The sequence below is a fragment of the Brevundimonas sp. genome (assembly GCF_035627055.1).
Taxonomy (GTDB): Bacteria; Pseudomonadota; Alphaproteobacteria; order Caulobacterales; family Caulobacteraceae; genus Brevundimonas.
In genome coordinates this window covers 21,453-44,035 of sequence record NZ_DASPMM010000006.1, presented here as the reverse complement: position 1 = coordinate 44,035, position 22,583 = coordinate 21,453, and the positions used below count along the sequence as shown (strand labels likewise).

Below are 22,583 nucleotides of genomic sequence, written 5' to 3'. Positions count from 1 at the left end.
GATCGAGGCATAAGGGCAGCGCCTTCTCCCTCCCCGTCCCGGGGAGGGTCGTCGATGCGAAGCATCGACGGGGTGGGAGCGGCTCGGCGAGAGAGGCGCTCCCGTCGCCGAGCCGTCCCCACCCGGTCGCTGCGCGACCACCCTCCCCCGCCGGGGGAGGGAGAACGCTTCTTCCCCGCCGCGCGGAACCACCCTAAACCAGCCCCATGCCCAAGCTGACGTCCGCCATCGATCCGAACAGCCCCGCCTTCAAGGCCCTCGACGCCCACAACCGCGCGCTACGGGACGAACTCCACGCCCGCGTCGCCGAGGCGGCCCTCGGCGGTCCCGAGAAATCCCGCGAACGCCACGTCGCCCGCGGCAAGCTGCTGCCGCGCGACCGCGTCGAACGCCTGCTCGATCCCGGCTCGTCCTTCCTCGAGATCGGCCAGCTCGCCGCCAACGACATGTACAAGGGCGAGGCCCCCGGCGCGGGCATGATCTGCGGCGTCGGCCGGGTCTCGGGCCGCGAGGTGATGATCGTCGCCAACGACCCGACGGTGAAGGGCGGCGCCTATTTCCCGATGACGGTGAAGAAACACCTGCGCGCCCAGGAGATCGCCGAGCAGAACAATCTGCCCTGCGTCTATCTGGTCGATTCCGGCGGCGCCAACCTGCCGCACCAGGCCGAGGTCTTCCCCGACCGCGACCATTTCGGCCGCATCTTCTTCAACCAGGCGCGGATGAGCGCGAAGGGCATTCCCCAGATCGCCTGCGTCATGGGCTCCTGCACCGCCGGCGGCGCCTATGTCCCCGCCATGTCGGACGAGACGGTGATCGTGCGCGAACAGGGCACCATCTTCCTCGCCGGCCCCCCGCTGGTGAAGGCCGCCACCGGCGAGGTCATCTCGGCCGAGGAACTGGGCGGGGCCGAGACGCACGGCCGCCGCTCCGGCGTGGTCGACTATGTCGCCGACAATGACGAGCACGCGCTCGAGATCGTCCGCACCATCGTCGACGGCCTCAACACCGTGAAGCGCGTCGACCTCGACGTCCGCGAACCCAAGGCCCCCGCCCTCGACCCCGAGGAGCTGTACGGCCTCATCCCCGACGACGTCCGCGCCCCCTACGACGTGCGCGAGGTCATCGCCCGTCTGGTCGACGGCTCGGAGTTCGACGAGTTCAAGGCCCTGTACGGCACGACCCTGGTGTGCGGCTTCGCCCGCCTCTGGGGCTATCCGGTCGCCATCCTGGCCAACAACGGCGTGCTGTTCTCCGAGAGCGCGCTCAAGGGCGCCCATTTCATCGAACTGGCCTGCAAGCGGAAAATCCCGCTGGTCTTCCTGCAGAACATCTCGGGCTTCATGGTCGGCGGCAAATACGAGGCCGAGGGCATCGCCAAGAACGGGGCCAAGCTGGTCACCGCCGTCGCCTCGGCCGAAGTTCCGAAATTCACCGTCCTGATCGGCGGCAGCTTCGGGGCCGGCAACTACGGCATGTGCGGCCGCGCCTACTCCCCCCGCTTCCTCTTCACCTGGCCGAACAGCCGCATCAGCGTCATGGGCGGCGAGCAGGCCGCCGCGGTGCTGGCCACCGTCCACCGCGACGCCGAGACCTGGACGCCGGAGGAGGCCGAGGCCTTCAAGGCCCCGATCCGCCAGAAATACGAGGACGAGGGCAACCCCTACCACGCCACCGCCCGCCTCTGGGACGACGGCGTCATCGACCCGGCCCAGACGCGCGACGTGCTCGGGCTGGCCATCTCGGCGAGCCTCAACGCCCCGATCCCGGACACGACCTTCGGCGTGTTCAGGATGTAGGAGTGACGGTGCTGGTGAGCGGGAGGTGAGCCGCTGTCGCCGGCGGCGAGCGCCGTCCCGCTCACCCCTTGCTCACTGGCACTGGCACCTCACCCCGCCCGCAGCACCTTCTCCATCGCCTTCCCGGCCGCCGCCTCATCGACCAGCTTGTCGAGGTGGCGCACCTCGCGCATGAACGGGTCCTCGATCTCCTCGACGCGGTGGCCGCAGATCATCCCGGTGATCCGAAAGCGGTTCGGGTTCATCGCGGGCGCCTCGGCGAAAAACGTCTCGAAGTCCGTCTTCGCTTCCAGCAGCGCCTCCAGCTGGTCCTGCGAATAGCCGGTCAGCCAGCGGATCACCTGGTCGACCTTCTCCCGCGTCTGGCCCTTCCGCTCCGCCTTGGCGACATAGTGGACGTAGACGCTGGCCACGCTCGTCCTGCGGATGCGATCCGTCGCGCTGGTCGCCATCCGTAACACTCCGTATTCCGTTCCGCCGTCGGCGCGTTATACCGCTCATGCCGCAGGAGAGCACCATGACCGATCCGACCGAAGCCGACCTCAACGCCCTCGACGTCACTCCGGGCGAAGCGGCCGAGATCAACGCCATCGCCCACCCGCTGCTGGCCGGGGCCGCGCCCGACGCCAACGACCAGCTGGTCCAGATCCGCTCCACGCCGGACGGCGTCGTCTTCGTCACGATCAACCGGCCCGAGAAGCGCAACGCCTTCGACGCCGCGACCATCGCCGCCCTCTACGAGGCCTTTGAGACCCTGCAGGGCGCCGACCACGTCCGCGTCGTCTTCATCCGCGGCGCGGGCGGGACCTTCAGCGCCGGCGCCGATCTCGGCTGGATGCGCGACGCGGCCGACTGGTCGGAGAGCGACAACCGCGACGACGCCATCGGCCTGGCGAAGATGCTCAAGGCGCTGCACGACGTTCCGGCCCTGACCGTGGCCATCGTCGAGGGCGCGGCCATGGGCGGCGGGGCCGGCATCGTCGCCGCCTGCGACATGGCCGTGGCCGTCAAGGGCGCCAAATTCGCCTTCTCCGAGGTCAAGCTGGGCCTGATCCCGGCGACCATCGCCCCCTATGTGGTCGAGGCGGTCGGCGCCCGCACCGCCCGGGCCCTGTTCATGACCGCCGACGCCTTCGACGCCGACGCCGCCCGTGAGTTCGGCCTCGTCGGCCACGTCCTCGCCTCGGCCGACGACATCGACGGCTTCGTCGCCGCCTTCGCCGACTCGATGAAGGCCTGCGCCCCCGGCGCCGTCGGCGACGCCAAACGCCTCGTCCACCACGTCGCCGGCCACCGCCTCGACCACGGCCTGATGGAAGACACCGCCCGCCGCATCGCCCACGCCCGCGTCTCCGAAGAAGGCCAGGAAGGCGTCCGCGCCTACCTCGAAAAGCGCAAGCCGCGCTGGGCGGAGTGAGGCCGCGGTCAGTGGCTGGCGGCTAATGGCCAGTGATTGCCGCTTTCCCGGCCTGCGGAAGGGCGGCGCCGTCAGCGGAGAGCCGCAGACGGCAGCCAGCCACTAATCACTAGCCACTCCTCCCCGCTCGCCTCTAGAAGCGAGACATGTTCACCTCCGTCCTGGTCGCCAATCGCGGCGAGATCGCCTGCCGCGTGTTCCGCACCGCCCGCCGCATGGGCCTGCGCACCATCGCCGTCTATTCCGAGGCCGACGCCGACGCGCTGCACGTGCGCGAGGCCGACGAGGCCGTGCTGATCGGCCCCGCCCCCGCCCGCGAGTCCTACCTCGACGCCGCCAAGGTCCTCGCCGCCGCCAAGGCCACGGGCGCCGAGGCCATCCACCCCGGCTACGGCTTCCTGTCCGAGAACGCCGACTTCGCCGAGGCGGTCGCCGCCGCCGGCATCGTCTGGATCGGGCCGAAGCCTGCCTCGATCCGCGCCATGGGCCTCAAGGACGCGGCCAAAAAGCTGATGATCGAGGCCGGCGTGCCCGTCACCCCCGGCTACCAGGGCGAGGACCAGTCCGACGAGACCCTGACGGCCGAGGCCGCCCGCATCGGCTACCCCGTCCTGATCAAGGCCGTCGCCGGCGGCGGCGGCAAGGGCATGAAGCGCGTCGACCGTCCCGAGGACTTCGCCGACGGCCTCGCCTCGGCCCGGCGCGAGGGCCAGTCCTCCTTCGGCGACCCGCGTGTGCTGATCGAGAGCTACATCACCCGCCCGCGCCACATCGAGGTGCAGGTTTTCGGCGACAGCCACGGCAATGTCGTCCACCTCCACGAGCGCGACTGCTCCCTCCAGCGCCGCCACCAGAAGGTCATCGAGGAGGCGCCCGCCCCGGGCATGGACGCCGCCACGCGCAAGGCCGTCACCGACGCCGCCGTCCGCGCCGCCAGGGCCGTGAACTACGAGGGCGCCGGCACCATCGAATTCATCGCCGACGCCTCCGACGGCCTCAAGGCCGACCGCATCTGGTTCATGGAGATGAACACCCGGCTCCAGGTCGAGCACCCGGTCACCGAGGCGATCACCGGCGTCGACCTGGTCGAATGGCAGTTGCGCGTCGCCGCCGGCGAGCCCATCCCGCTCAAGCAGGGCGATATCCCCCTCAACGGCTGGGCCATGGAGGCGCGGCTGTACGCCGAGGACCCGGCGAACGGCTTCCTGCCCAGCATCGGCACGCTGGAGCATTTCCACCTGCCCGACGACATCCGCGTCGACACCGGGGTCACCTGGGGCAGCGAGGTCAGCCAGTTCTACGACCCGATGATCGCCAAGCTGATCGTCCACGCCGACAGCCGCGAGGCCGCCGCTGCAGCGCTGGCCGAGGCCTGCGGCGAGGTCGGGGTCTGGCCGGTCAAGGCCAACGCCGGCTTCCTCAAGCGGTGCCTCGAACACCCCCGCTTCGTCTCGGGCGACGTGGACACCGGCTTCATCGCCGCCGAGGAGGGGGCGCTCGTGGTCAGCACGCCGCCCACCGAGGCGAAGATCGCCGCCCTGGCGGTGCTCGCCTCCAACGCCCACCACGAGGAGGAATGGGCCCGAAGCGATCCGCGCAGACGGGGGCAGAGTCCCTGGTCGCCGACCGTCGGAGGCCTCTACGGTTTCCGCATGAACGGGGCCCGCCCCGCGCCGCTGGGCGCCCGCCTGAACGGCGCGCTGATCGAGGGGCGCGCGACCCCGGGGGAACATGGCAGCTACTGGACGGTCGATCTCGGCGAAACGAGCGGCGGCGCCTATGTGCTGACCGGCGGCGTCACCCTCTTCAACGACGGCGAGAAGGACCGCGAACTGGGCCGGTTGGTCGACGAGCCGGTGGTCTTTGTCGGCGGGGAAGCGTGGTCGTTCGAGCCGGTCACCCACAGCGGCGGCGCCGCCTCCGGCCCCGCCTCCGACGGCGCCCTCCGCGCGCCCATGCCCGGCAAGATCGTCGCCACCCCCGCCAAACCGGACGACAGCGTCACCAAGGGCCAACCCGTCGTCGTCCTCGAGGCCATGAAGATGGAGCACGCCCTCGTCGCCCCCTTCGACGGGGTGATCGAGACCGTTTCGGCCGCGGTCGGAGACCAGGTCGCAGACGGGGCGGTGCTCGCCGTGGTCAGGGCGGCGGAGGCCTGATCGCCGCTGGTGACAGTGGGTCCCAATCACGCCAAAAGGGAATCGGAGGACCCATTCAATGAAAACGATGATGATCGCGACGGCTTTCGCCCTCTCGCTGGCGGGCGCCGCGCCGGCCGCGGCCCAGGATCTGGAGCCGCAGAACAAGGCCGACATGCAGTGCTTCGCCGCCCTCTCCTGGCTCGGCGGACAGGTCGCCGAGGACAGTCCCGAAATGGCCGGGCTGACCGGCGGCATGATGTATTATCTCGGCCGCCTCGAAGGCCGGTCGCCGAACACCGACTGGCTGCGCCAGCTTGGGATCTATCTCGACAGCGTCACCGAGGCCGAACTCGGGTCGGACCTCGAACGGTGCGGGAACGAGCTGTCGGTCAAGGGCGCGGCCCTGGTCGCCTGGGGCGACTCCCTCGGCGGCGAATAGCTGACGCCGGCCGGGGCCGGTGCTAAGGCCCCGCCATGTCCCTCCACATGATCAAACTGTGCGTCGGCGTCGCCAGGGTCGAGACGCTGGAACGCCGCGCCTCGAAAGGGGAATGGCTGACCGTTCACACCCGCATGACCCCCAAGCGGGCCGTCGAACTCGAGGACGGCGGCTCCCTGTTCTGGGTCATGAAGGGTTCCGTCGTCTGCCGCATGCCCATTCTGGACATCTCCACCAGGGGCGAGGGCAAGGCCTCGATGTGCCACATCCAGCTGTCGCCCCAGGTGATCCGCACCGCGCCCCAGGCCCGCCGCCCCTTCCAGGGCTGGCGCTATCTCGATGCGAAAGACGCCCCGCCCGACCTCTCCTCCATGGACGCCGGCGACCTGCCGGAAGACCTGGCGAAACAGCTGCGCGAGATGGGGGCTTGGTGAGACAGGCAGCAGGCGACGGGCAGCAGGCAGCAGGGTGCCGGGAACGTATCTCACGACGGTTCGATCGCGGGTTCTTCCTGCTGCCCGCTGCCTGTTGCCTGCTGCCTCGCTTCCCCCCGCCGACTCCGGTTAGCCTTCCCTGATGGCCCAGCCCCGCTCCGACCGCCTCGAAGACGCCCTGCAACGCATCTTTGAGGGCGGCAAGAACACGCAGGCCAGTTGGTTCGCCCTGACCGGCGGCGAGACCCTGTTTGCGGAGGGCGACACCGCCGACACGCTTTACCTGGTCCGCTCCGGCCGTCTCGGGGTCTTCCGGCCCAACCCCGACGAGGACCGTCCGCCCCAGTTCGTCGGCGTCATCCGCCCCGGGGAACCCGCCGGCGAGATGGCCATGCTGGCCGGCACCGAACACACCGCCGACGTCGTGGCCCTGCGCGATTCCGAAGTCCTGGCCCTCCCCCGCGACGCCTTCTTCGAGGCCGCCCGCACCGAGCCCGACCTGATGGTCGAGCTGTCCCGCCTGATGATCCAGCGCGCCCGCGACCGGCGCTCCGGCGGCGGCGAGCCCAGCGTGTTCGGTTTTCTTTCAGCCCGGCCGCGCCCGATCCGCGCCTTCGTCGAACGCATCGCCGCCGCCATCGAGGCGGACGGCTTCTCCTGCCAGGTGATCGACCAGTCGGCCCTGTCCTCGGCCAGCGAATGGTTCAGCCGGGTCGAGGACGCTCACGACTACGTCCTCTACGTCGCCGAAATGGACGAGCCGGCCTGGGCCGCGCTGTGCGCCCGGCAGGTCGACCGCGTCTTCGTCGTCGGCGCCGGGCTGATGGCCCCGCCGAACCGGCCCCTGCCCCACGCCGGGGTCCTGGACGCCCAGCGCCGCACCGACCTGATCCTGCTGCGCGATCCGCGCATGGCCCATCCCGCCAACACCGGCGTCTGGATCGACGCCATCAGCCCCGGCCGCTGGTTCCAGGCCGTCGAGGGTGACCAGGCCGATGCGGAGCGCATGGGCCGCGTCATCACCGGTTCGGCCGTGGGCGTGGTCATGTCCGGCGGCGGCGCCCGGGCCTATTCCCATATCGGCGCCCTCAGGGCCCTGCGCGAGGCGGGCGTGCCGATCGACTTCGTCGGCGGGGCCTCCATGGGCGCGGTGATCGCCGCCGGCCCGGCCCTGAACTGGTCGCAGGAAGAACTGGAGGCGCGCATCCGCAAGGCCTTCGTGCAGAGCGATCCCCTGTCCGACCTCGCCTTCCCCATGCTGGCGATGACCCGCGCGAAGAAGGTCGATCGGCTGCTGGAGGAGGCCTACGGCGACGTCGATCTCGCCGACCTGCACCGACCCTTCTTCGCCGTCTCCACCAACCTCACCAGCGGCAAGCTGGAGGTCCACCGGCGCGGCCTGATGCGCCGCGCCATGCGCGCCTCCATCGCCATTCCCGGCATCCTTCCGCCCGTGGTCATGAACGGCCAGGTGCTGGTCGACGGCGCCGTGCTGAAGAACCTGCCGGCCGAGGTGATGCGCCAGATGAACTCCGGCCCGGTGATCGGCATCGACATGTCCGAGGCGCGCGGCGTCGATCCCGCCGTGATCGAGCATCCGCCTTCGATCTGGCGCCTGATCGCCACCGGGGCCTGGCGGCGAGGGCCGCCCATCGTCTCGATCCTGATGCGCTCGGCCACCCTGACCACCGACGCCGATCTGGAGAGCTCGCGCGCGGCCACGGACTTGCTGATCCAGCCTACGCCCGACGGCGTCGACATCCGCGACTGGAAGGGCTTCGATCCCGGCGTCGAGGCCGGCTATCGGGCCACCCGCGAGGCCCTCGACGGTCTCGACCGCCCCGTCACCCAGTTGCGCCGCCGCGCTCCGATCAGCGTCTGCGCGCCAGCAGAAACAGACGCGGAAACGGCATCAGCGTCGTCCCGTCCGCCCGCCGCGGAAACGCCGCGGAAAGCCGCTCGCCGAGCACGTCGAGAAAAGCCGACCGCATGACCTCGTCGGGCAGGGCCGCCAGATAGGGCCGCAGCGCCGTCCCCTTCATCCACTCCAGCACCGCGTCCGGCCCCGACAGCGCCTGGAGGTAGGTCGTGGACCAGATGTCGATCCCGACACAACGCTCCGCCAGCACCGCGTAATAGGCCTCCGGCTCCAGCAGCGGCGCGATCGTCCCCACCCCCGCCAGCGCCTCGGCCCACGGCCCCTCCGCCGCCGCCTCGCGCATCAGCGAATGGTGCCGCGTCTCATGCGCCATCGGCATCTGCACCGCGATCACCCCGCCGGGCGCCAGCGCCCGGGTCAGCCGCCGCAGCAACGCCTCGTGATCGGGCAGCCAGTGCAAGGACGCATTGGCGAAGATCAGGTCGACCGGTCCCTCCGGAGCCCAGCCGGCGATATCGCCCGGCCGCCAGTCCACTTCCCCGCCGAGCGCTCTCGCCTGCGCCAGCATGGCCTCGCTGGTATCCAGTCCATGCACCCGGGCCCCGGGATAACGTCGTTTCAATGAGACCGCATGCTGCCCCGCCCCGCAGCCCAGATCCCAGACCTCCCCAGGCGCGAGATCGTCCGGCAGACGCGCGATCAGGTCATGCGCGGCGCGGTCCCGCTCGCGGTCGAAACGACAGTACTGGAGGGGGTCCCACGCGGGCGCGGTCCTGGTCATCACGGCTCCCCCTGGACGGGGATGGTACAGCCTCTCAGGATTGAACTGAGGACCTCCGGCTCCACAAACCGGCGCTCTAACCAGCTGAGCTAAGGCTGCACATATCCGCGCGAGCGGCGTATCTAGCCGTGTCGCTGGCGCCGATCAAGGTGGATTTGAAAGAAGCAGGCAACAGGCAGCAGGCAGCAGGTAAGAGGCGCCGGGTCCGACAGAAGCTGGAGGATGGCTGCGGGAAGGCGACCCCGTCATCCTGCCGCTCCTCGCCGGCCCCCTGCTGCCTGCTGCCTGCTGCCTGCTGCCTACTGCCCGCCGCCTCCTGCCTCAGCTCCACCCCTTCGACGCGATATACTCTTCCAGCGCTGCGATCCGGCTGGCGTCCGACGGGTGGGTCGAGGCGAACTCCGGCGTCGAGCCCTGACGCTGCTCGGCCATCAGCCGCCACAGGGCGATCGCTTCGGAGGGGCGGTACCCGGCGCGCTGCAGATAGTCGACGCCGAGCCGGTCGGCCTCCAGCTCGTGCCGGCGCGAGAACGGCAGCAGCACGCCCAGCTGGGCCCCCAGGCCGCCGATCGCCCCCGCCGCCTTGGCGTAGTCGCCGGCGGCGCTCTGCACCCCGCTCAAGACCAGGCTGGTCGCCGCCGAGGAGGAATAGCGCTCCGCCGCATGCCGGGCCACCACGTGCCCGACCTCATGGCCTAGCACCGCGGCCAGCTGGTCGTCATTGCGCACCAGGCTCAGCAGCCCGGTGGTCACGCCGATCTTGCCCGACGGCAGGACGAAGGCGTTCGGGCTCTGGCTGACGAAGACCGCGTAGTCCCAGCTGCGGTCGGTCAGGCCGGCGGCTTCGACGATGCGGGCGCCGACGCGGCGGATGCGGGCGTTGGCGGCGGCGTCCGACGAGGTCGGCTGGGTGCGCAGCGCCTCGGCCCAGGCCGCCTCGGACTGCTGCGTCAGGGCGCCGTCGTCGACGATCAGGAACTGGTTGCGCCCGAGGGTCTCGTTGTAGGCGCAGCCGGCGGCGGTCAGGGCGGCGGCGGCGGCGATGGCCAGGGTCAGGGGGCGTTTCATGGCGGGCTCCGTTTTCAGGCTCGCCGCACAACGTCCGAAGCGGCGCAACGCTCCACCACGCACGAAAACGCCCCGGCCGCAGGGACCGGGGCGTTCCGCTTTACTGTATCGCCGGTCAGTCCCTGGGGAGCTGGAACCGGGTGGTGAAGGTCACCCGCGCATTGACGGCGGCGCCGTCGACGGTCCGCGGCGACAGCCGGGCTCGCCGTGCGCCGGCCAGGGCGGCGGATCCGAAACCGGCGCCGGACGGGCTTTCCGACACGATGTTGCAGTCCGACACGCTGCCGTTCTGGTTCACCAGGCAGTTCAGGACCACCGTACCGCTCTCGATGCCGCGCGACTGGGCGCGTTCCGGGTATTCGATCGGCGGCTGGCGGGCCCAGCTCGGGTTGGTGATCACCGACGGCTTCGGCGGCGGAGGCGGCAGCGGGACCGTCACCGGCCCATCGATACGGCCCGGCGGGATCGTCGAGGCGATCCGGTCTTCTTTCGGCGTCGGCGGCACCGGCAGAGGCGGCACCGGCAGGGTCACCGGAAGAGGAGCGGGCACCCGCACCTGCAGCTTCGGCGGCGGCGCCGTTTCGGGCGGCGGCGGCGGGGGCGGCGGGGGCGGAGGCGGCGGCGGAATCGGCTCGATCAGCTCAACGTCGACCGCATCGTCCGAATAGTGCACCTCACGCAGCTTGAACTGCGCATTGATGAAATAGAAGGCGAGCAGTCCGAAGAACAGGCACACCACCACGATACTGGCGATGAACACGTGCGGAGGGACACCGAAGATGCCCTTCTGCTTCGGCGGATCGTAGAGGCTGCGATGATATTCGACTTCAGTCATGCTCTCACCGCTCCTACTTCGTCGTCTGCTCTTCGCCGACCAGGGCGACGCTGTAGAAACCACTGTCCTGGAGCGAATTCATGACCTGCATGAAGTCGCCGTACCGGGTCGTCTGATCCGACCGGATGAAGATCCGCTCGTCCGACGGCGTCTTGTTGCCGATCAGGCCGAGCAGGGCCGCGCCGACCCCGTCGGGCCCTTCCAGGATTTCGTTGTCGCCGATGTAGACCTTCGAATTGGCCTGGATCGAGACGAAGAAGGGCTTGGGCGGATTCTCTTGCGGTTCGGCGACCGCGACCGGCAGTTTCACCACCACCGACACGGTGGCGAGCGGAGCCGCCACCATGAAGATGATGAGCAGGACAAGCATGATGTCCACGAACGGCGTGACGTTGATCTCGCTGTTCTGCTCGATGGCGTACTTGCCGCCGCCGCCACCGGAAAGTTTGGCGGCCATCCGGGTTACGCCCCCTTGTCGAGGTTACGCGACACGGCGTTCATCAGCTCGGCGTTGAAGCCGTCCGAACGGGTGCCGTAGGCCGCGATGCGGGTGTTGAAGTAGTTGTAGAAGATAACCGCCGGGATAGCGGCGAACAGGCCGATGCCGGTGGCCAGCAGCGCTTCCGAGATACCCGGGGCGACCGAGGCCAGGTTGGTCGTGTTGGTGTTCGCGATGCCGATGAACGAGTTCATGACGCCGTAAACCGTGCCGAACAGACCGATGAACGGAGCCGTCGAACCGACGGAGGCCATGAACTGCTGGCCGCCCGACAGGCGCTTGGCCAGGCCGGACTGGACGGCGGACACGGCGGCCTGGGCGCGGTTCAGCGCCGAGTCGCGGTGGTCGCCGGTGACCGACAGGCCCGCCTGACGCGACAGTTCGACTTCGTCGGTGGCCGCGGCGGCCATGTCGGCCAGCGGGTTGCCTTCGAACTCTTCCGAGGTGGCCACGCGACGCATGTCGGCGATCGTGCGGGTCTGGCGGAAGGCTTCCAGGAAGCGGTCGGTGCTGCGGTTCAGGGCGCCGAACTCGAACAGTTTGATGAGCAGGATCACCCAGGTGAACACGGACGCCAGCAGCAGGCCGATCATCACGACCTTAACGACGATGTCCGCTTCCATGAACATCTTGGCGGGGGTCAGCTTGTTGCCGCCGCCTTCGCCTTCAGCAGCGGCTTCCGCGTCGGCGGCGGCCGGGGCCGCGTCGGTCGGGGTCGCAGCGGGGGCCGCGGTGGTCGCGGCGGGGGCCGTGGCCGCCGGAGCGGCGGCCGGGGCGGCGGCATCCTGCGCGAGGACCGGCGTACCGGCCATCAGCACGGCGGCGCCGGCCATGGCCAGGAGGATGTTGGTCTTCTTGATATCGAGCATAGTTCGCCAGTTCCTGCTTTTTTGGTCTGACTCGTGGAACCCTGAGGAACGGCCGCAGACGACGCCCGCCCCTCCATGAAAATCTCGTCTGCAGCGCCGGGGGTTTGTGGAACCCCGGTCTGCGGAACGCCTCCTGACGCTTCCGGTTGCCTGTCGGCTTCCGGGGCGGTGTCGACGGCGTGGGATATGGCTAATCCCGTCCCCGCCGACCGCTTGCCAAGGAAAGCGGTCAAGCTCCTTTGGCGAACGCATACCAGAGCGTCAAGTGCGCAACGGCGCTTTTCCCCTTGAGGGAGAGCAAGCGCGTTCAAAGCCGAGGATTCAGGCCGAAAACGACATTTTCATGATGCGATGACACCGATTTCCGGCCGGGCGGGAAACGATGGTGCCTGGGGGCGGATTCGAACCACCGACACGCGGATTTTCAATCCGCTGCTCTACCAACTGAGCTACCCAGGCGAGGCGTCCATTCGCGAGAGCGGCGTCTATAGGCGAGCCGTTTTCAGGTGTCCAGCGGTCTTGTCAGCCTTCGCGGTCGTCGTCCGGCGGCGTCTCGTCGGGGGGGCCCGGAACGGCATAGGAGCCGGCGAACCAGCGCTGCAGATCCACGTCCGCGCAGCGTTTGCTGCAGAACGGCTTGTATTTCGGGTCAGCCGGCGCGCGCCGGCAGATCGGACAGGTCGCCATCGTCTCAGCTCAAATCGATTTGCACGTCGTCGGCAAGCGCCTGATCGGCCTTCACCCTAGCCCGCGGGCCCAGCCGCGCCGCCAGCGGTTCCACCGCGGCGGCCACGGCGGGCGGGCAACGCACGGTCAGATAGGGCGTGGCGGTGTCCTGCGCCAGCGCAAGCCGCAGCCGCCGCGCCGCGTCGATGGCCCGCGTCGCCAGCGTCGGCCGATCGCCCGGCCCCAGCAGCCGCTCCTCGACCGGCGTGGTCCGCCACGGCAGCGACAGCATCAGCACGCCGAAGCGGTTCACGGGGCCCCAGGCGATCTCCGGATCGTCGCCGAACGCCGCCCGGGCTGCCGCCAGCATCGCCGCCCCGTCGTGCCCGGTCCCGACCAGGTCGATCGCCACCAGCCCGCCCCAGCCCTTCAGCCGGATCATCCGCGCCGCCTGCATCAGCCCGTCGCGATTGGCCCGCGCCTTGTCGCGCCGCCCCTCCCGGCCCGGCGCCGCGGCGTGATCGATATCCACCGCGACCAGCGCCCGCGTCCGCTCCACGGCCAGCCGCACGCCCAGATGGGCGAACAACCCGCCGGGGGCGAGCGCCTCCTCCTCCGCCTCGAGGGCCGCGCGAATCGCCGCCGCCCCGGTGCGCGCCTCCGTGCCGGGCGCCAGCGCCGCCAGACTCTCCGCCACGGTGGCCCCGGCCTTCAGCAGCCGCGGCTCGCCCTCCCCCGGCCCGACCAGCCTCAGGGTCGGCCCCTTGTGCTCGCGCGGCTCGGCCGAGACCTCGACCTCCACCTTGGCGCCCGCCGCGGCATGGTCGCTCTTGCGCAGCGGCAGGAAGCCGAACGGCTCGCCGGCGCCGAGGTCGACGAAGGCGCCCCTCAGCCCCCCGTCGACCGCCGCGATCCGGCCGACCGACCGCGCCCCCAGCCGGTGCTGCGCCGCGTCGCTCTCTCTTTGTATAAGGAGGCGTTCGAACCGGCCGTTCCGGACGACCACGCCCCGGGTCTCTCCGGGCGTTTCGTCCAGAAAGGCCTCGAGCTCGCTCACTCGGCCCGCCAGCCGGCCCCGGCCAGCAGGTTGACGGTCTCGAACAGCGGCAGGCCGACGATGGCCGGATAGCTGCCGACGATGCGGGTCACGAAGGCCCCGGCCCGGCCCTGGATCCCGTAGCCCCCGGCCTTGCCGCGCCATTCGCCGGAGCGGGCATAGGCGGCGATTTCGCCCTCCGACAGCACCTTGAACGAGACCCGCGCCTCGACCACCCGATGCCGGATGGTCCCGCCCGCCGCCACGGCGACGCCGGTGAAGACCCGGTGGTTGCGCCCCGACAGCAGTTTCAGGAACCGGACCGCCTCGGCCTCGTCGGCCGCCTTCTCCAGCAGCCGACGCCCCACCGCCACCACGGTGTCGGCGGCCAGCACCACGGCTTCGGGCGCCCGGGCGGCGACAACCCCGGCCTTGCCGCGCGCCAGCCGGGCGGCGAGGCGCGGCGGCGTCTCGTCCTTCAGCGGCGTCTCGTCGATGTCGGCGGGTTCGATTCGGTCGGGAGCGATCCCGATCCGCGCCAGCAGCTCCACGCGGCGCGGGCTGGCCGAGGCCAGCACAAGTTCCGGACGGGCGGTCACGCCCCGTCCTTACTTGAAGCGGTAGGTGATGCGGCCCTTGGTCAGGTCGTAGGGCGTCATCTCGACCAGGACCTTGTCGCCGGCCAGCACGCGGATGCGGTTCTTGCGCATCTTGCCCGCGGTGTGGGCGATGATCTCGTGGTCGTTCTCGAGCGTCACGCGAAACGTGGCGTTCGGCAGCAGTTCGCTGACGGTGCCGGGAAACTCGAGCAGTTCTTCCTTAGCCATGCGGCCTCTCGCGCCCTGTGAATACGAGTCTGGACGCGCGCCGGGCGGAGCGCGCGTCGTTTGGAGGGGGCGCTAATGCACCAAAATCGGCGGTTAGTCGAGGCGGCAGCGAGAGTGAAGAGTGTTAGTGAGCAAGGGGTGAGCTGGATGGCGGAACCGCGGCGTCCCTTCGCTCACGACTTGCTCACTAGCACTCTTCACTCCCTATCCCCGCCGGTACAGCGCCGTCACCAGGGTGAACAGCCGCCGCGCCGTCTCGTGGTCGATGGCGATCTTGCCGTCCAGCCGGGCCTTCAGCAGCTCGGCGCCCTCGTTGTGCAGGCCGCGCCGGCCCATGTCGACCGCCTCGATCTTGCCCGCGTCGGCGCCCCGCAGCGCTTCGTAATAGCTGTCGCAGATGGCGATATAGTCCTTCACCACCTTGTTCAGCGGGTTCAGCGACAGGCCGTGGGCCTTGGCGAAGTCCGGCCCCGCGATGTCGAACACCAGCCGCCCGTCCAGCAGCGACAGGGTCAGCCGGTAAGGTCCGCCGTTCCCGCCCACGGGCTCGAAGCTGTTCTTCTCGATCAGATCGAAGATGGCCACCCGGCGCTCGTGCTCGATCTCTGCGGTGGCGGCGGGAAGGGTGGCCGTGTCCAGCTCGATTGACGACAGGCGGTGCTCGCTCACGCCGGCTCCGGACCTTCGGCCTCGTGGGTGGGCGCAAGCCTGGCCGGCCAGCGCTCGGACAGATCGGTCAGCACCGCGTCGAGGCATTCCACGTCGATGCGCAGGTCGCCGCCGCCGGCGAACATCAGGGTCACCCGTCCTCCCGGCGCCTCGCCCGGCTCGAAATCCATGGCCAGCAGCTCCAGGGCGTGCTCCGGCCCGCGTGGCAGCCGCCGGCTCTTGACCGATATCACGTCGCCGAACTGCATCGCCGACATCACCCGCGTGCCGCCGCATTCCCAGCAGAACCGGCTCAGCGCCAGGGTCACGCGCCGCGCCGACGGCTCCCAGACGATATCGACCGGACGCAGGATCGCGTCCTGCAGCGCCGCCGAGATGATGTGCAGGTCGTCGGCGTCCTCGGCCAGCAGGCGCAACGGCTCTGCGGCCGTTCCCGCGGGCGTGTCGTCGGCGGCGGCCGCCTCAGTGCTCATGGTCCTCGCCCTTGATCCGGCGGATTTGCGCGCCGCAGGCGCCGAGCTTCTCTTCCAGCCGCTCGAACCCGCGATCCAGATGATACACGCGTCCGACCGTGGTTTCGCCCTCGGCGGCCAGGCCGGCGATGACCAGGCTGACCGAGGCCCTCAGGTCCGTGGCCATGACCTGGGCCCCGTGCAGGACCTCGACGCCCTTCACCACCGCCTCGCCGGCGTGAACGTGGATGTCGGCGCCCAGCCGCATCAGCTCGGGCGCGTGCATGAAGCGGTTCTCGAAGATGTTCTCGTGGATGACGCTGTCGCCCTCGGCGGTGGTCATCAGGGCCATGAACTGGGCCTGCAGGTCGGTGGCGAAGCCCGGATAGACCTCGGTCGCGACATTGACGGCCTTCAGCCGCCGGGTCGGGTCGCGCCTGACGATGACGCCGTCGGCGGTCGGCGTGACCTCGACCCCCGCCTCGACCATCTTCTCGCTCAGCGCCGTCATCAGCTCCGGCCGCGCCTTGGTCAGCCGGACCTCGCCGCCGGCCATGGCCGCGGCCACCGCGTAGGAGCCCATCTCGATCCGGTCGGGAATCACCGACCAGGTCGTCCCGCCCAGCGAGCCGACGCCGGTGATGACCAGCTCGTCCGTATCGATGCCGTCCACCCTGGCCCCCATGGCCACGAGGCACCGGGCCAGGTCGCCGATCTCCGGCTCGCGGGCGGCCTTTTTCAGCACCGTCACGCCATCGGCCAGCACCGCCGCCAGCAGGGCGTGCTCGGTCGCCCCGACCGAGACGAACGGGAACTCGATCTCGGCCCCCTTCAGCCCGTTCGGGGCGCGCGCGATGACATAGCCCTCGTCCAGTTCGATCTCGACGCCCATGGCGGTCAGCGCCTGCAGGTGCAGATCGACCGGCCGGGCCCCGATGGTGCAGCCGCCCGGCAGCGACACCTTGGCCTCGCCGGTGCGGGCCAGCAGCGGCCCCAGCACATTGAACGAGGCCCGCATCTGCCGGACCAGGTCGTACGGGGCGAAGGTCGATTTGATCCCGGCGGCGTGGAACAGCGTCTCCTGCTCGCCGCCGTCCCCGTTCTCGGTGACCTCGACCCCCAGTTCGCGCAGCAGCCGACCCAGGAATTTGGTGTCGGCCAGCCGCGGCATGTTGGTCAGGCGCAGCGGCTGATCGGTCAGGATCGAGGCGGCCATCAGCTTGAGGGCGGAATTCTTGGCGCCGCTGACCGGAATGGATCCGTTCAGCCGGGCGCCGCCTTGGATGGCGATGCTGTCCATGTCGTCTCTGTTGGCCGGCCCGAAGCGATCTGCCTCGGGCGCCGGGGGGCCGGCTATCTAGCCCGGACGACGGGGGTTGCGAAAGGCCGCCTGCACCGTACGGCCGATGACATTCAGTTGCTTGGCTTCGTGGCCCTGGGCGGCCGGGCCGCCGCCTTGCGCCGCTTCAAATTGGCCCGCAACGCCGTGGCGAGCCGCTGGGCCCGCGCCGTCGCGGGCGTCTTCGGCGGCGCCAACGGATCCGGCAGGCTAGGCGGAAGGTCAGGCAGGGGCGCTGGAATCTTCGACTCGTCCATGGCTCGATCAGACCCTTCCGGAACCTTTTTCGCAAGCGGGGGAAATCGGGGCTTCCCCCATTGTCCACCGTTGGCTATAGGGCCGCTTCCTCAGTGACGGCCGCCGTAGCTCAGTGGTAGAGCGCATCCTTGGTAAGGCTGAGGTCGTGGGTTCGATTCCCCCCGGCGGCACCACTAAGCAAAAGGCCCGATCCGCCGGATCGGGCCTTTTTCTATTCCGCGGCCGGCGGTTGCGGCACGGGCGCCAGTCGCGCCCAGGGCGGGCCTTCGGGGCGAGCCAGGCGGCCCTCGTACTCCGCCGCCGCGCCGGCCCGGGCGGCGCCGGGGAAGACATAGCCGCCGTCATCGAAATACGGCTCATAGCCGTAGCCCCGGCCGTAGCCGTATCCGTAGGGATACAGGCCGTTCTCGACCTGGCGGACGCTGATATCCAGCCGCCCGCTCTCGCCGATCGGCAACGACACCGCCGCGCCATAGTCGCGATAGCCGCCCGTGCCGATGCCGAGGCTGACCTCGCCGTGCGGCTTGCGATCGTCGCGCCAGAATTCCGTCTCGCCGGAACGCGTTTCCACCGGGGCGCGGGCCGCCAGCCATTGTGCGATCTGCTGGTCGGTGTTCAGGCCATGGGGGTCCATGGCCGGGGCGGCGTCGTTCACCGAAGGCGCCACGGGCCCCGCCGCGGCGTCGAGGGCGACGGCGGTCGCCGGGGCGGTGGCCACCACGCTGTCCGGATCGGCGCCCGGCTCGCCCGGCGTCGCGGCGCCCGGCAGGAGGGCGGCCATCAGCAACGCGGTGATCAGCATGGGTTCGACTCCTGCGGGAAACCCACCCTAGCCTCAAATGCGGCCAAGGTCAGGCGCGCCCGTCCCCGCGGCCCAGCGGATCCGGCAGCGCCTCGCCGTCCGGGACGAAGGCCAGGGCCACCGAATTGATGCAGTAGCGCAGGCCGGTGGGCGGCGGACCGTCCGGAAAGACATGGCCCTGATGGCTGCCGCAGCGGGCGCAGCGCGTCTCCGTCCGGGTCATGCCGTGCGAGCGGTCGGTGACCGCCTCCACATGGGTGGGGTCGACCGGCTCGGTGAAGCTGGGCCAGCCGGTGCCGCTCTCGAACTTGGTTCCGGCCCGGAACAGCGGCAGGCCGCACTCGCGGCAGCAGAACACCCCGGGCCGCTTCTCGCCCAGCAGCGTGCCGCAGAACGGCGCCTCGGTGCCGTGGGCCAGCAGGACCCGCCGCTCCTCCGGCGACAGGTCGGCCTCCAGCCGGGCCCGCTGGGCCTCGTCGGGCGGCGTCAGGTCGAAGCCCGAGGGCGAGCGCAGGGTCGGGGCGATGTCGGTCATGGCTTCGAAATAGGAAGGGCCGGACGAGGGTTCCACCCCTTCTCCCTCCCCTTCATGGGGAGGGATGTCGCCGCAACGCGGCGACAGGGTGGGGTACGTCCGCGCCCCACCCGTCTCGCTTCGCGATCCACCCTCCCCACAAGGGGGAGGGAGATCATCTCGCTTAGGAGCCGAAAAGGCTCCCCACCCAGGTGCGGACGGCGGTCTCGTCCACCGGGTTGCCGGTGTAGGTCAGGCCCTGCGCCGGGATGAACGGCTGGTTGTTGCCGCGCTGGCGCGACGTCCAGGCCTTGTGGCCATAGCTCAGGTCGGCATAGGTCGACGGCAGCCGGGTCACGGTCTGTTCGATGAAGATCGAGTCCGGGGCCGTGGTCGTGCCGGCGATGCGCACGTTGGGCAGGCGGCTCAGCAGGTCCAGCGTGTCCAGGCAGCCGCCCGAGCAGCCCGCGTCGACCAGCACCACCACCGGTCCCTGCACCGGATTGGCGGCGTTCGGATCGGCGGCCGTGGCGGCCTGCGGTTGGGTGAAGCTCGGCTGGCCCGCGGCGATGGCGGCGTCGAAGGCGGCGAGGATGGCCTGGGTCTGCTCGATCACCTCCGGCGCCTCATAGACGAAGCGGGCGTCCTGCTGCATCCGGCCGATCACGTCGGCGTACCACTGGCGGTTCCCGGCGGTGGCGCGATAGGTGAAGTCGCCGCCGGTCGGCTGGCGGCTCTGGGTGAATTCCGAGGTCCAGAGGCGGTTCAGCACGCCGTAGCCGCGCGCCGTCGAGCCGAGGTTCGAGGCCCCGCTGCCGCCGCGCAGGTCCAGCACGAAGCCCTGCGGCCCGCGGATCGTGGCCAGCTGGCCCTCCAGCTGGGCGTTGAAGGCGTCCCAGCCGGCGCTGTCGGCGAACGAATGGACGTTGATCCACGGCCGGCCGTTGACCGACTCGACCGACAGCGGCACGGGTCCCGGGGTGTACAGGGTGGCGCGATAGGCCGCCTCGAGATTGGCCGGCGTGGCCGTGGCCAGCTGCGGCCGCATCTCGTAGTCGCGCTCGCGGCGGTTGCCGACCTTGAACTTGCAGGTCGAGGGCACGCCGCCGGCGAACGGGTTGTTGCGGTTCCACAGCAGATAGGGGGCGGTGGTGATCCGGCCGGCCTCGGTGTTCAGGTCGCCTTCCCACAGGTCCAGCTTGGCCCGGGCGTAGTCCTCGATCGGCGTCGCATTGCACTCGGTGACCACCGCGCCGACCGGCGGCAGGCCGCGCAGGCCCGGCTGCACATAGGTCACCACATATTTGCCGTCGCGCCAGCCGGTGGTCACCCCGGCCCAGTTGGTGGCCGAGAAGCGGTCGGCGGCGGTCTCGTAGCTCGGGCGGATGACGATGTTCGAATCGCGGAAGCCGGCGGCGTAGTAGCGCAGCAGATAGGCGTGGCTGGAGCCGCTGTTGGCCTGGCCGGCCTTCGACATCGCCTCCTGCAGGCCGCGGTCCAGCCAGGCGCGGAAGGTGTCGCTGGCCTGGCCCGGCACGACCGGCGCGGGATGGTTGGCGGCCAGCTGGTCATGGGCGGCCTGCAGGTCCTGACGCGCCAGGGCGCGGAAGTCCTGCGCGGAGACGGAGCCGGCGCCCAGCGCCAGGGTCAGGGCCGCGGTCGCGGCGACGGGGAGGATACGGGACATCAAGTCTGGCTCCGGGGCCGTGGAACAGGGAACGGGCAGCGTTAAAGCCCATAGGAGCCGGCCTTGCCAAGCCCGTACCCCGTCCGGATGAACGCCCCCTCCGGTTTACTCGCCCCGGATCGCGGCCTAATCGGGGCGACGCCCTCACCGGCGGATCACGTTCGCTTCAGAGCCCCAGACTCATGTTCTCCAAGATCCTGATCGCCAACCGCGGCGAGATCGCCGTCCGCATCATCAAGACCTGCCGCCGCATGGGGATCGCCACGGTGCAGGTCTATTCCGAGGCCGATGCGGGGTCGCTGGCGGTCGAGATGGCCGACGAATCGGTGCTGATCGGCCCGGCCCCGGCCAACCAGTCCTACCTGCTCGCCGACCGGATCATCGAGGCGGTGCGCCAGACCGGGGCCGAGGCGGTCCATCCGGGCTTCGGCTTCCTCAGCGAGAACGCCGGCTTCGCCCGGCGCCTGCGCGACGAGGGCATCGCCTTCATCGGCCCCAACCCCGAGGCCATCGAGGCCATGGGCGACAAGATCAGCTCCAAGAAACTGGCCGCCGAGGCCGGCGTCTCCACCGTCCCCGGCCACATGGGCCTGATCGAGACGACGGAAGAGGCCGTCCGCATCGCCAACCAGATCGGCTATCCGATCATGATCAAGGCCTCGGCCGGCGGCGGCGGCAAGGGCATCCGCGTCGCCCATTCCGACGCCGACATGGCCGAGGGCTTCGCCGCCGTGAAGGCCGAGGCGCTGAACGCCTTCGGCGACGACCGCGTCTTCCTCGAGAAATTCATCGTCGACCCGCGCCACATCGAGATCCAGGTGCTGGGCGACAAGCACGGCGATGTCGTCCACCTGTTCGAGCGCGAATGCTCGATCCAGCGCCGCAACCAGAAGGTCATCGAGGAGGCCCCCTCCCCCCTGCTCGACGAGGCGACACGCGCGGCCATGGGCGCCCAGGCCGTCGCCCTGGCCAGGGCCGTGAACTACGACTCCGCCGGCACCGTCGAGTTCGTCGCCGGTCAGGACAAGTCCTTCTACTTCCTCGAGATGAACACCCGGCTGCAGGTCGAGCATCCGGTCACCGAACTGATCACCGGCGTCGATCTGGTCGAGCAGATGATCCGTTCCGCCTGGGGCGAGACCCTGGCCTTCAAACAGTCCGACCTGGCCATCAGCGGCTGGGCCATCGAGAGCCGCGTCTACGCCGAGGACCCCTACCGCGGCTTCCTGCCCAGCATCGGCCGCCTCGTCCGCTACGACACGGCCGAGGAAGGCGACCAGGGCGACTACGCCGTGCGCAACGATTCGGGCGTCCGCGAGGGCGACGAGATCAGCATGTTCTACGACCCGATGATCGCCAAGCTGTGCGCCTGGGGCGAGACCCGCGACGCCGCCATCGACGGCATGGCCCGGGCGCTGGAGGACACCCACCTGCAGGGCGTCGGCCACAACGTCCCCTTCCTCGCCGCCGTCATGGACCAGCCGCGCTTCCGCTCGGGCCAGATCTCGACCAGCTACATCAAGGACGAGTTCCCCGACGGCTTCCACGGCCTCGCCCCCACGCGGCGCCAGACCGACATCCTCATCGCCGCCGCCGCGGCCATGAACGAGATCCTGACCGAGCTGTCCGGCGATCCGTCCAACCGCACCGACTGGATCGTCCTGATCGGTCCGGAGGCCCACGGCGTCACCCTCGGCTATGACGACGACGAGGCCCTGACCCTCGACCTCGCCGGCGAGGACCGGGCCCTGCAGCTCTCCGACATCGACTGGCGGCCCGGCCAGGCCCAGTTCCGCGCCCTGCTCGACGGCGAGCCCTTCACCGCCGAGGTCGCCCGCGTCGCCGACGGCTTCGTCATCCGGCATCGGGCCGCCCGGGCCCGCGTCCGCGTGCTCACCCCCGCCGTCGCCGCCCTCTACGCCCGCCTGCCGGAAAAACAGGCCGCCGACACCTCGAAGCTGATCCAGTCCCCGATGCCCGGGCTCGTCGTCGCCATTCCCGTCGCGGTCGGCCAGGAGGTCAAGACCGGCGAAACGGTCGCCATCATCGAGGCCATGAAGATGCAGAACATCCTCAAGGCCGAGCGCGACGGGCTGGTCAAGGCCGTCAGCGCCGCTGCCGGCGACCCGGTGGCTGCGGACGACGTGCTGGTGGAGTTCGAATAGGCGGCGC

General features: G+C 70.2%; 22 protein-coding genes, 3 tRNA genes and 1 pseudogene. 8 read left to right on the top strand and 18 right to left on the bottom strand.

Translation table 11 applies throughout. The annotated features are described in order from the left end of the window. Nucleotides 1-206 precede the first annotated feature (206 nt). Entirely contained in the window at nucleotides 207-1,799 is a 1,593-nt protein-coding gene (locus tag VEA98_RS02345) for a carboxyl transferase domain-containing protein (protein WP_324810792.1), read from the top strand. 89 nt (nucleotides 1,800-1,888) lie between these two features. Here the strand turns inward: VEA98_RS02345 and VEA98_RS02340 are convergent, their stop codons facing one another. Continuing rightward, entirely contained in the window at nucleotides 1,889-2,251 is a 363-nt protein-coding gene (locus VEA98_RS02340; protein WP_324810790.1) for a DUF2200 domain-containing protein, read from the bottom strand. Nucleotides 2,252-2,316: 65 nt separating this feature from the next. On the opposite strand from VEA98_RS02340, the gene VEA98_RS02335 reads away from it, so the two are divergent. The 5 genes from VEA98_RS02335 (at nucleotide 2,317) to VEA98_RS02315 (ending at nucleotide 8,223) form a co-directional block, all read left to right on the top strand. Then, nucleotides 2,317-3,216 (top strand): enoyl-CoA hydratase-related protein, encoded by a 900-nt coding sequence (locus VEA98_RS02335; RefSeq protein WP_324810788.1) that lies wholly within the window; start codon nucleotides 2,317-2,319, stop codon nucleotides 3,214-3,216. A 146-nt stretch (nucleotides 3,217-3,362) separates the two neighbouring features. Continuing rightward, on the top strand, nucleotides 3,363-5,375 hold the full coding sequence (locus tag VEA98_RS02330; RefSeq protein WP_324810786.1) for an acetyl/propionyl/methylcrotonyl-CoA carboxylase subunit alpha: 2,013 nt from the start codon (nucleotides 3,363-3,365) through the stop codon (nucleotides 5,373-5,375). A gap of 58 nt (nucleotides 5,376-5,433) precedes the next feature. After that, the gene (locus tag VEA98_RS02325) at nucleotides 5,434-5,796 is read left to right on the top strand and encodes a hypothetical protein (RefSeq protein WP_324810784.1); all 363 of its coding nucleotides are present in this window, start codon (nucleotides 5,434-5,436) and stop codon (nucleotides 5,794-5,796) included. Nucleotides 5,797-5,831: 35 nt separating this feature from the next. Then, nucleotides 5,832-6,230 carry a DUF1489 domain-containing protein gene (locus tag VEA98_RS02320; RefSeq protein WP_324810782.1) on the top strand — a complete coding sequence of 133 codons (399 nt, stop codon included), beginning with the start codon at nucleotides 5,832-5,834 and terminating at the stop codon, nucleotides 6,228-6,230. A gap of 142 nt (nucleotides 6,231-6,372) precedes the next feature. Further along, nucleotides 6,373-8,223, top strand: coding sequence for a patatin-like phospholipase family protein (locus VEA98_RS02315; protein ID WP_324810780.1), 1,851 nt, complete (start codon nucleotides 6,373-6,375; stop codon nucleotides 8,221-8,223). A gap of 238 nt (nucleotides 8,224-8,461) precedes the next feature. Here VEA98_RS02315 and VEA98_RS02310 read toward each other — a convergent pair. From VEA98_RS02310 to murA, 14 genes and pseudogenes are all read right to left on the bottom strand, one after another. After that, nucleotides 8,462-8,890 (bottom strand): annotated as a pseudogene (locus VEA98_RS02310) (methyltransferase domain-containing protein); the annotation flags it as partial. Between the two features lie 22 nt (nucleotides 8,891-8,912). Beyond that, nucleotides 8,913-8,989: transfer RNA gene (locus VEA98_RS02305), tRNA-His, on the bottom strand. A gap of 222 nt (nucleotides 8,990-9,211) precedes the next feature. Next, on the bottom strand, nucleotides 9,212-9,958 hold the full coding sequence (locus VEA98_RS02300) for a M48 family metallopeptidase (RefSeq protein WP_324810778.1): 747 nt from the start codon (nucleotides 9,956-9,958) through the stop codon (nucleotides 9,212-9,214). A gap of 115 nt (nucleotides 9,959-10,073) precedes the next feature. Continuing rightward, complete coding sequence (locus VEA98_RS02295; protein ID WP_324810776.1) at nucleotides 10,074-10,793, bottom strand: TonB family protein; 720 nt, start codon at nucleotides 10,791-10,793, stop codon at nucleotides 10,074-10,076. 13 nt (nucleotides 10,794-10,806) lie between these two features. Continuing rightward, nucleotides 10,807-11,250, bottom strand: a complete 444-nt coding sequence (locus tag VEA98_RS02290) for a biopolymer transporter ExbD (RefSeq protein ID WP_324810774.1) — start codon at nucleotides 11,248-11,250, stop codon at nucleotides 10,807-10,809. A 5-nt stretch (nucleotides 11,251-11,255) separates the two neighbouring features. Beyond that, a complete protein-coding gene (locus tag VEA98_RS02285) occupies nucleotides 11,256-12,161 on the bottom strand; it encodes a MotA/TolQ/ExbB proton channel family protein (RefSeq protein WP_324810773.1) in 906 nt (301 codons plus the stop codon). A gap of 383 nt (nucleotides 12,162-12,544) precedes the next feature. Next, nucleotides 12,545-12,620, bottom strand: a tRNA-Phe gene (locus VEA98_RS02280). Between the two features lie 63 nt (nucleotides 12,621-12,683). Further along, complete coding sequence (locus VEA98_RS02275) at nucleotides 12,684-12,848, bottom strand: DNA gyrase inhibitor YacG (RefSeq protein ID WP_324810771.1); 165 nt, start codon at nucleotides 12,846-12,848, stop codon at nucleotides 12,684-12,686. Nucleotides 12,849-12,852: 4 nt separating this feature from the next. Next, entirely contained in the window at nucleotides 12,853-13,884 is a 1,032-nt protein-coding gene (locus VEA98_RS02270; protein WP_324810769.1) for an RNA-binding protein, read from the bottom strand. After that, on the bottom strand, nucleotides 13,881-14,462 hold the full coding sequence (locus VEA98_RS02265; protein WP_324810768.1) for a nucleoside triphosphate pyrophosphatase: 582 nt from the start codon (nucleotides 14,460-14,462) through the stop codon (nucleotides 13,881-13,883). The genes VEA98_RS02270 and VEA98_RS02265 overlap by 4 nt, the downstream gene beginning before the upstream one ends. 9 nt (nucleotides 14,463-14,471) lie before the next feature. Beyond that, entirely contained in the window at nucleotides 14,472-14,690 is a 219-nt protein-coding gene (infA, locus tag VEA98_RS02260; RefSeq protein ID WP_008261544.1) for a translation initiation factor IF-1, read from the bottom strand. Between the two features lie 204 nt (nucleotides 14,691-14,894). Continuing rightward, on the bottom strand, nucleotides 14,895-15,359 hold the full coding sequence (locus VEA98_RS02255) for a UPF0262 family protein (RefSeq protein ID WP_324810765.1): 465 nt from the start codon (nucleotides 15,357-15,359) through the stop codon (nucleotides 14,895-14,897). Continuing rightward, nucleotides 15,356-15,832 carry a DUF2948 family protein gene (locus VEA98_RS02250; RefSeq protein ID WP_324810763.1) on the bottom strand — a complete coding sequence of 159 codons (477 nt, stop codon included), beginning with the start codon at nucleotides 15,830-15,832 and terminating at the stop codon, nucleotides 15,356-15,358. The genes VEA98_RS02255 and VEA98_RS02250 overlap by 4 nt, the downstream gene beginning before the upstream one ends. After that, nucleotides 15,822-17,111 carry a UDP-N-acetylglucosamine 1-carboxyvinyltransferase gene (gene murA / locus VEA98_RS02245; protein WP_324810760.1) on the bottom strand — a complete coding sequence of 430 codons (1,290 nt, stop codon included), beginning with the start codon at nucleotides 17,109-17,111 and terminating at the stop codon, nucleotides 15,822-15,824. The genes VEA98_RS02250 and murA overlap by 11 nt, the downstream gene beginning before the upstream one ends. Before the next feature lie 395 nt (nucleotides 17,112-17,506). Between murA and VEA98_RS02240 the strand changes: the two genes are divergently transcribed. Then, a tRNA-Thr gene (locus tag VEA98_RS02240) sits at nucleotides 17,507-17,581 on the top strand. 38 nt (nucleotides 17,582-17,619) lie between these two features. Here VEA98_RS02240 and VEA98_RS02235 read toward each other — a convergent pair. The 3 genes from VEA98_RS02235 to VEA98_RS02225 all read right to left on the bottom strand — a co-directional run bounded on the left by VEA98_RS02235 (nucleotide 17,620) and on the right by VEA98_RS02225 (nucleotide 20,411). Then, nucleotides 17,620-18,210, bottom strand: coding sequence for a hypothetical protein (locus VEA98_RS02235; protein WP_324810758.1), 591 nt, complete (start codon nucleotides 18,208-18,210; stop codon nucleotides 17,620-17,622). A 49-nt stretch (nucleotides 18,211-18,259) separates the two neighbouring features. Continuing rightward, nucleotides 18,260-18,745 (bottom strand): peptide-methionine (R)-S-oxide reductase MsrB, encoded by a 486-nt coding sequence (msrB, locus tag VEA98_RS02230; protein ID WP_324810756.1) that lies wholly within the window; start codon nucleotides 18,743-18,745, stop codon nucleotides 18,260-18,262. 163 nt (nucleotides 18,746-18,908) lie between these two features. Next, nucleotides 18,909-20,411: a hypothetical protein gene (locus tag VEA98_RS02225; protein WP_324810754.1), complete on the bottom strand. Its 1,503-nt coding sequence runs from the start codon at nucleotides 20,409-20,411 to the stop codon at nucleotides 18,909-18,911. 182 nt (nucleotides 20,412-20,593) lie between these two features. Between VEA98_RS02225 and VEA98_RS02220 the strand changes: the two genes are divergently transcribed. After that, nucleotides 20,594-22,576, top strand: coding sequence for an acetyl/propionyl/methylcrotonyl-CoA carboxylase subunit alpha (locus VEA98_RS02220; protein ID WP_324810752.1), 1,983 nt, complete (start codon nucleotides 20,594-20,596; stop codon nucleotides 22,574-22,576). Nucleotides 22,577-22,583 lie beyond the last annotated feature (7 nt).

Excerpts from the sequence above, each read along its gene's own strand:
- VEA98_RS02225 (WP_324810754.1), bottom strand. The coding sequence starts at position 20,411 with ATGTCCCGTATCCTCCCCGTCGCCGCGACCGCGGCCCTGACCCTGGCG.
- VEA98_RS02325 (WP_324810784.1), top strand. The coding sequence starts at position 5,434 with ATGAAAACGATGATGATCGCGACGGCTTTCGCCCTCTCGCTGGCGGGC.
- VEA98_RS02340 (WP_324810790.1), bottom strand. The coding sequence starts at position 2,251 with ATGGCGACCAGCGCGACGGATCGCATCCGCAGGACGAGCGTGGCCAGC.
- murA (WP_324810760.1), bottom strand. The coding sequence starts at position 17,111 with ATGGACAGCATCGCCATCCAAGGCGGCGCCCGGCTGAACGGATCCATT.
- VEA98_RS02275 (WP_324810771.1), bottom strand. The coding sequence starts at position 12,848 with ATGGCGACCTGTCCGATCTGCCGGCGCGCGCCGGCTGACCCGAAATAC.
- VEA98_RS02300 (WP_324810778.1), bottom strand. The coding sequence starts at position 9,958 with ATGAAACGCCCCCTGACCCTGGCCATCGCCGCCGCCGCCGCCCTGACC.
- VEA98_RS02295 (WP_324810776.1), bottom strand. The coding sequence starts at position 10,793 with ATGACTGAAGTCGAATATCATCGCAGCCTCTACGATCCGCCGAAGCAG.
- VEA98_RS02220 (WP_324810752.1), top strand. The coding sequence starts at position 20,594 with ATGTTCTCCAAGATCCTGATCGCCAACCGCGGCGAGATCGCCGTCCGC.
- VEA98_RS02315 (WP_324810780.1), top strand. The coding sequence starts at position 6,373 with ATGGCCCAGCCCCGCTCCGACCGCCTCGAAGACGCCCTGCAACGCATC.
- VEA98_RS02285 (WP_324810773.1), bottom strand. The coding sequence starts at position 12,161 with ATGCTCGATATCAAGAAGACCAACATCCTCCTGGCCATGGCCGGCGCC.
- infA (WP_008261544.1), bottom strand. The coding sequence starts at position 14,690 with ATGGCTAAGGAAGAACTGCTCGAGTTTCCCGGCACCGTCAGCGAACTG.
- VEA98_RS02345 (WP_324810792.1), top strand. The coding sequence starts at position 207 with ATGCCCAAGCTGACGTCCGCCATCGATCCGAACAGCCCCGCCTTCAAG.
- VEA98_RS02320 (WP_324810782.1), top strand. The coding sequence starts at position 5,832 with ATGTCCCTCCACATGATCAAACTGTGCGTCGGCGTCGCCAGGGTCGAG.
- VEA98_RS02290 (WP_324810774.1), bottom strand. The coding sequence starts at position 11,250 with ATGGCCGCCAAACTTTCCGGTGGCGGCGGCGGCAAGTACGCCATCGAG.
- VEA98_RS02250 (WP_324810763.1), bottom strand. The coding sequence starts at position 15,832 with ATGAGCACTGAGGCGGCCGCCGCCGACGACACGCCCGCGGGAACGGCC.
- msrB (WP_324810756.1), bottom strand. The coding sequence starts at position 18,745 with ATGACCGACATCGCCCCGACCCTGCGCTCGCCCTCGGGCTTCGACCTG.
- VEA98_RS02235 (WP_324810758.1), bottom strand. The coding sequence starts at position 18,210 with ATGCTGATCACCGCGTTGCTGATGGCCGCCCTCCTGCCGGGCGCCGCG.
- VEA98_RS02335 (WP_324810788.1), top strand. The coding sequence starts at position 2,317 with ATGACCGATCCGACCGAAGCCGACCTCAACGCCCTCGACGTCACTCCG.
- VEA98_RS02330 (WP_324810786.1), top strand. The coding sequence starts at position 3,363 with ATGTTCACCTCCGTCCTGGTCGCCAATCGCGGCGAGATCGCCTGCCGC.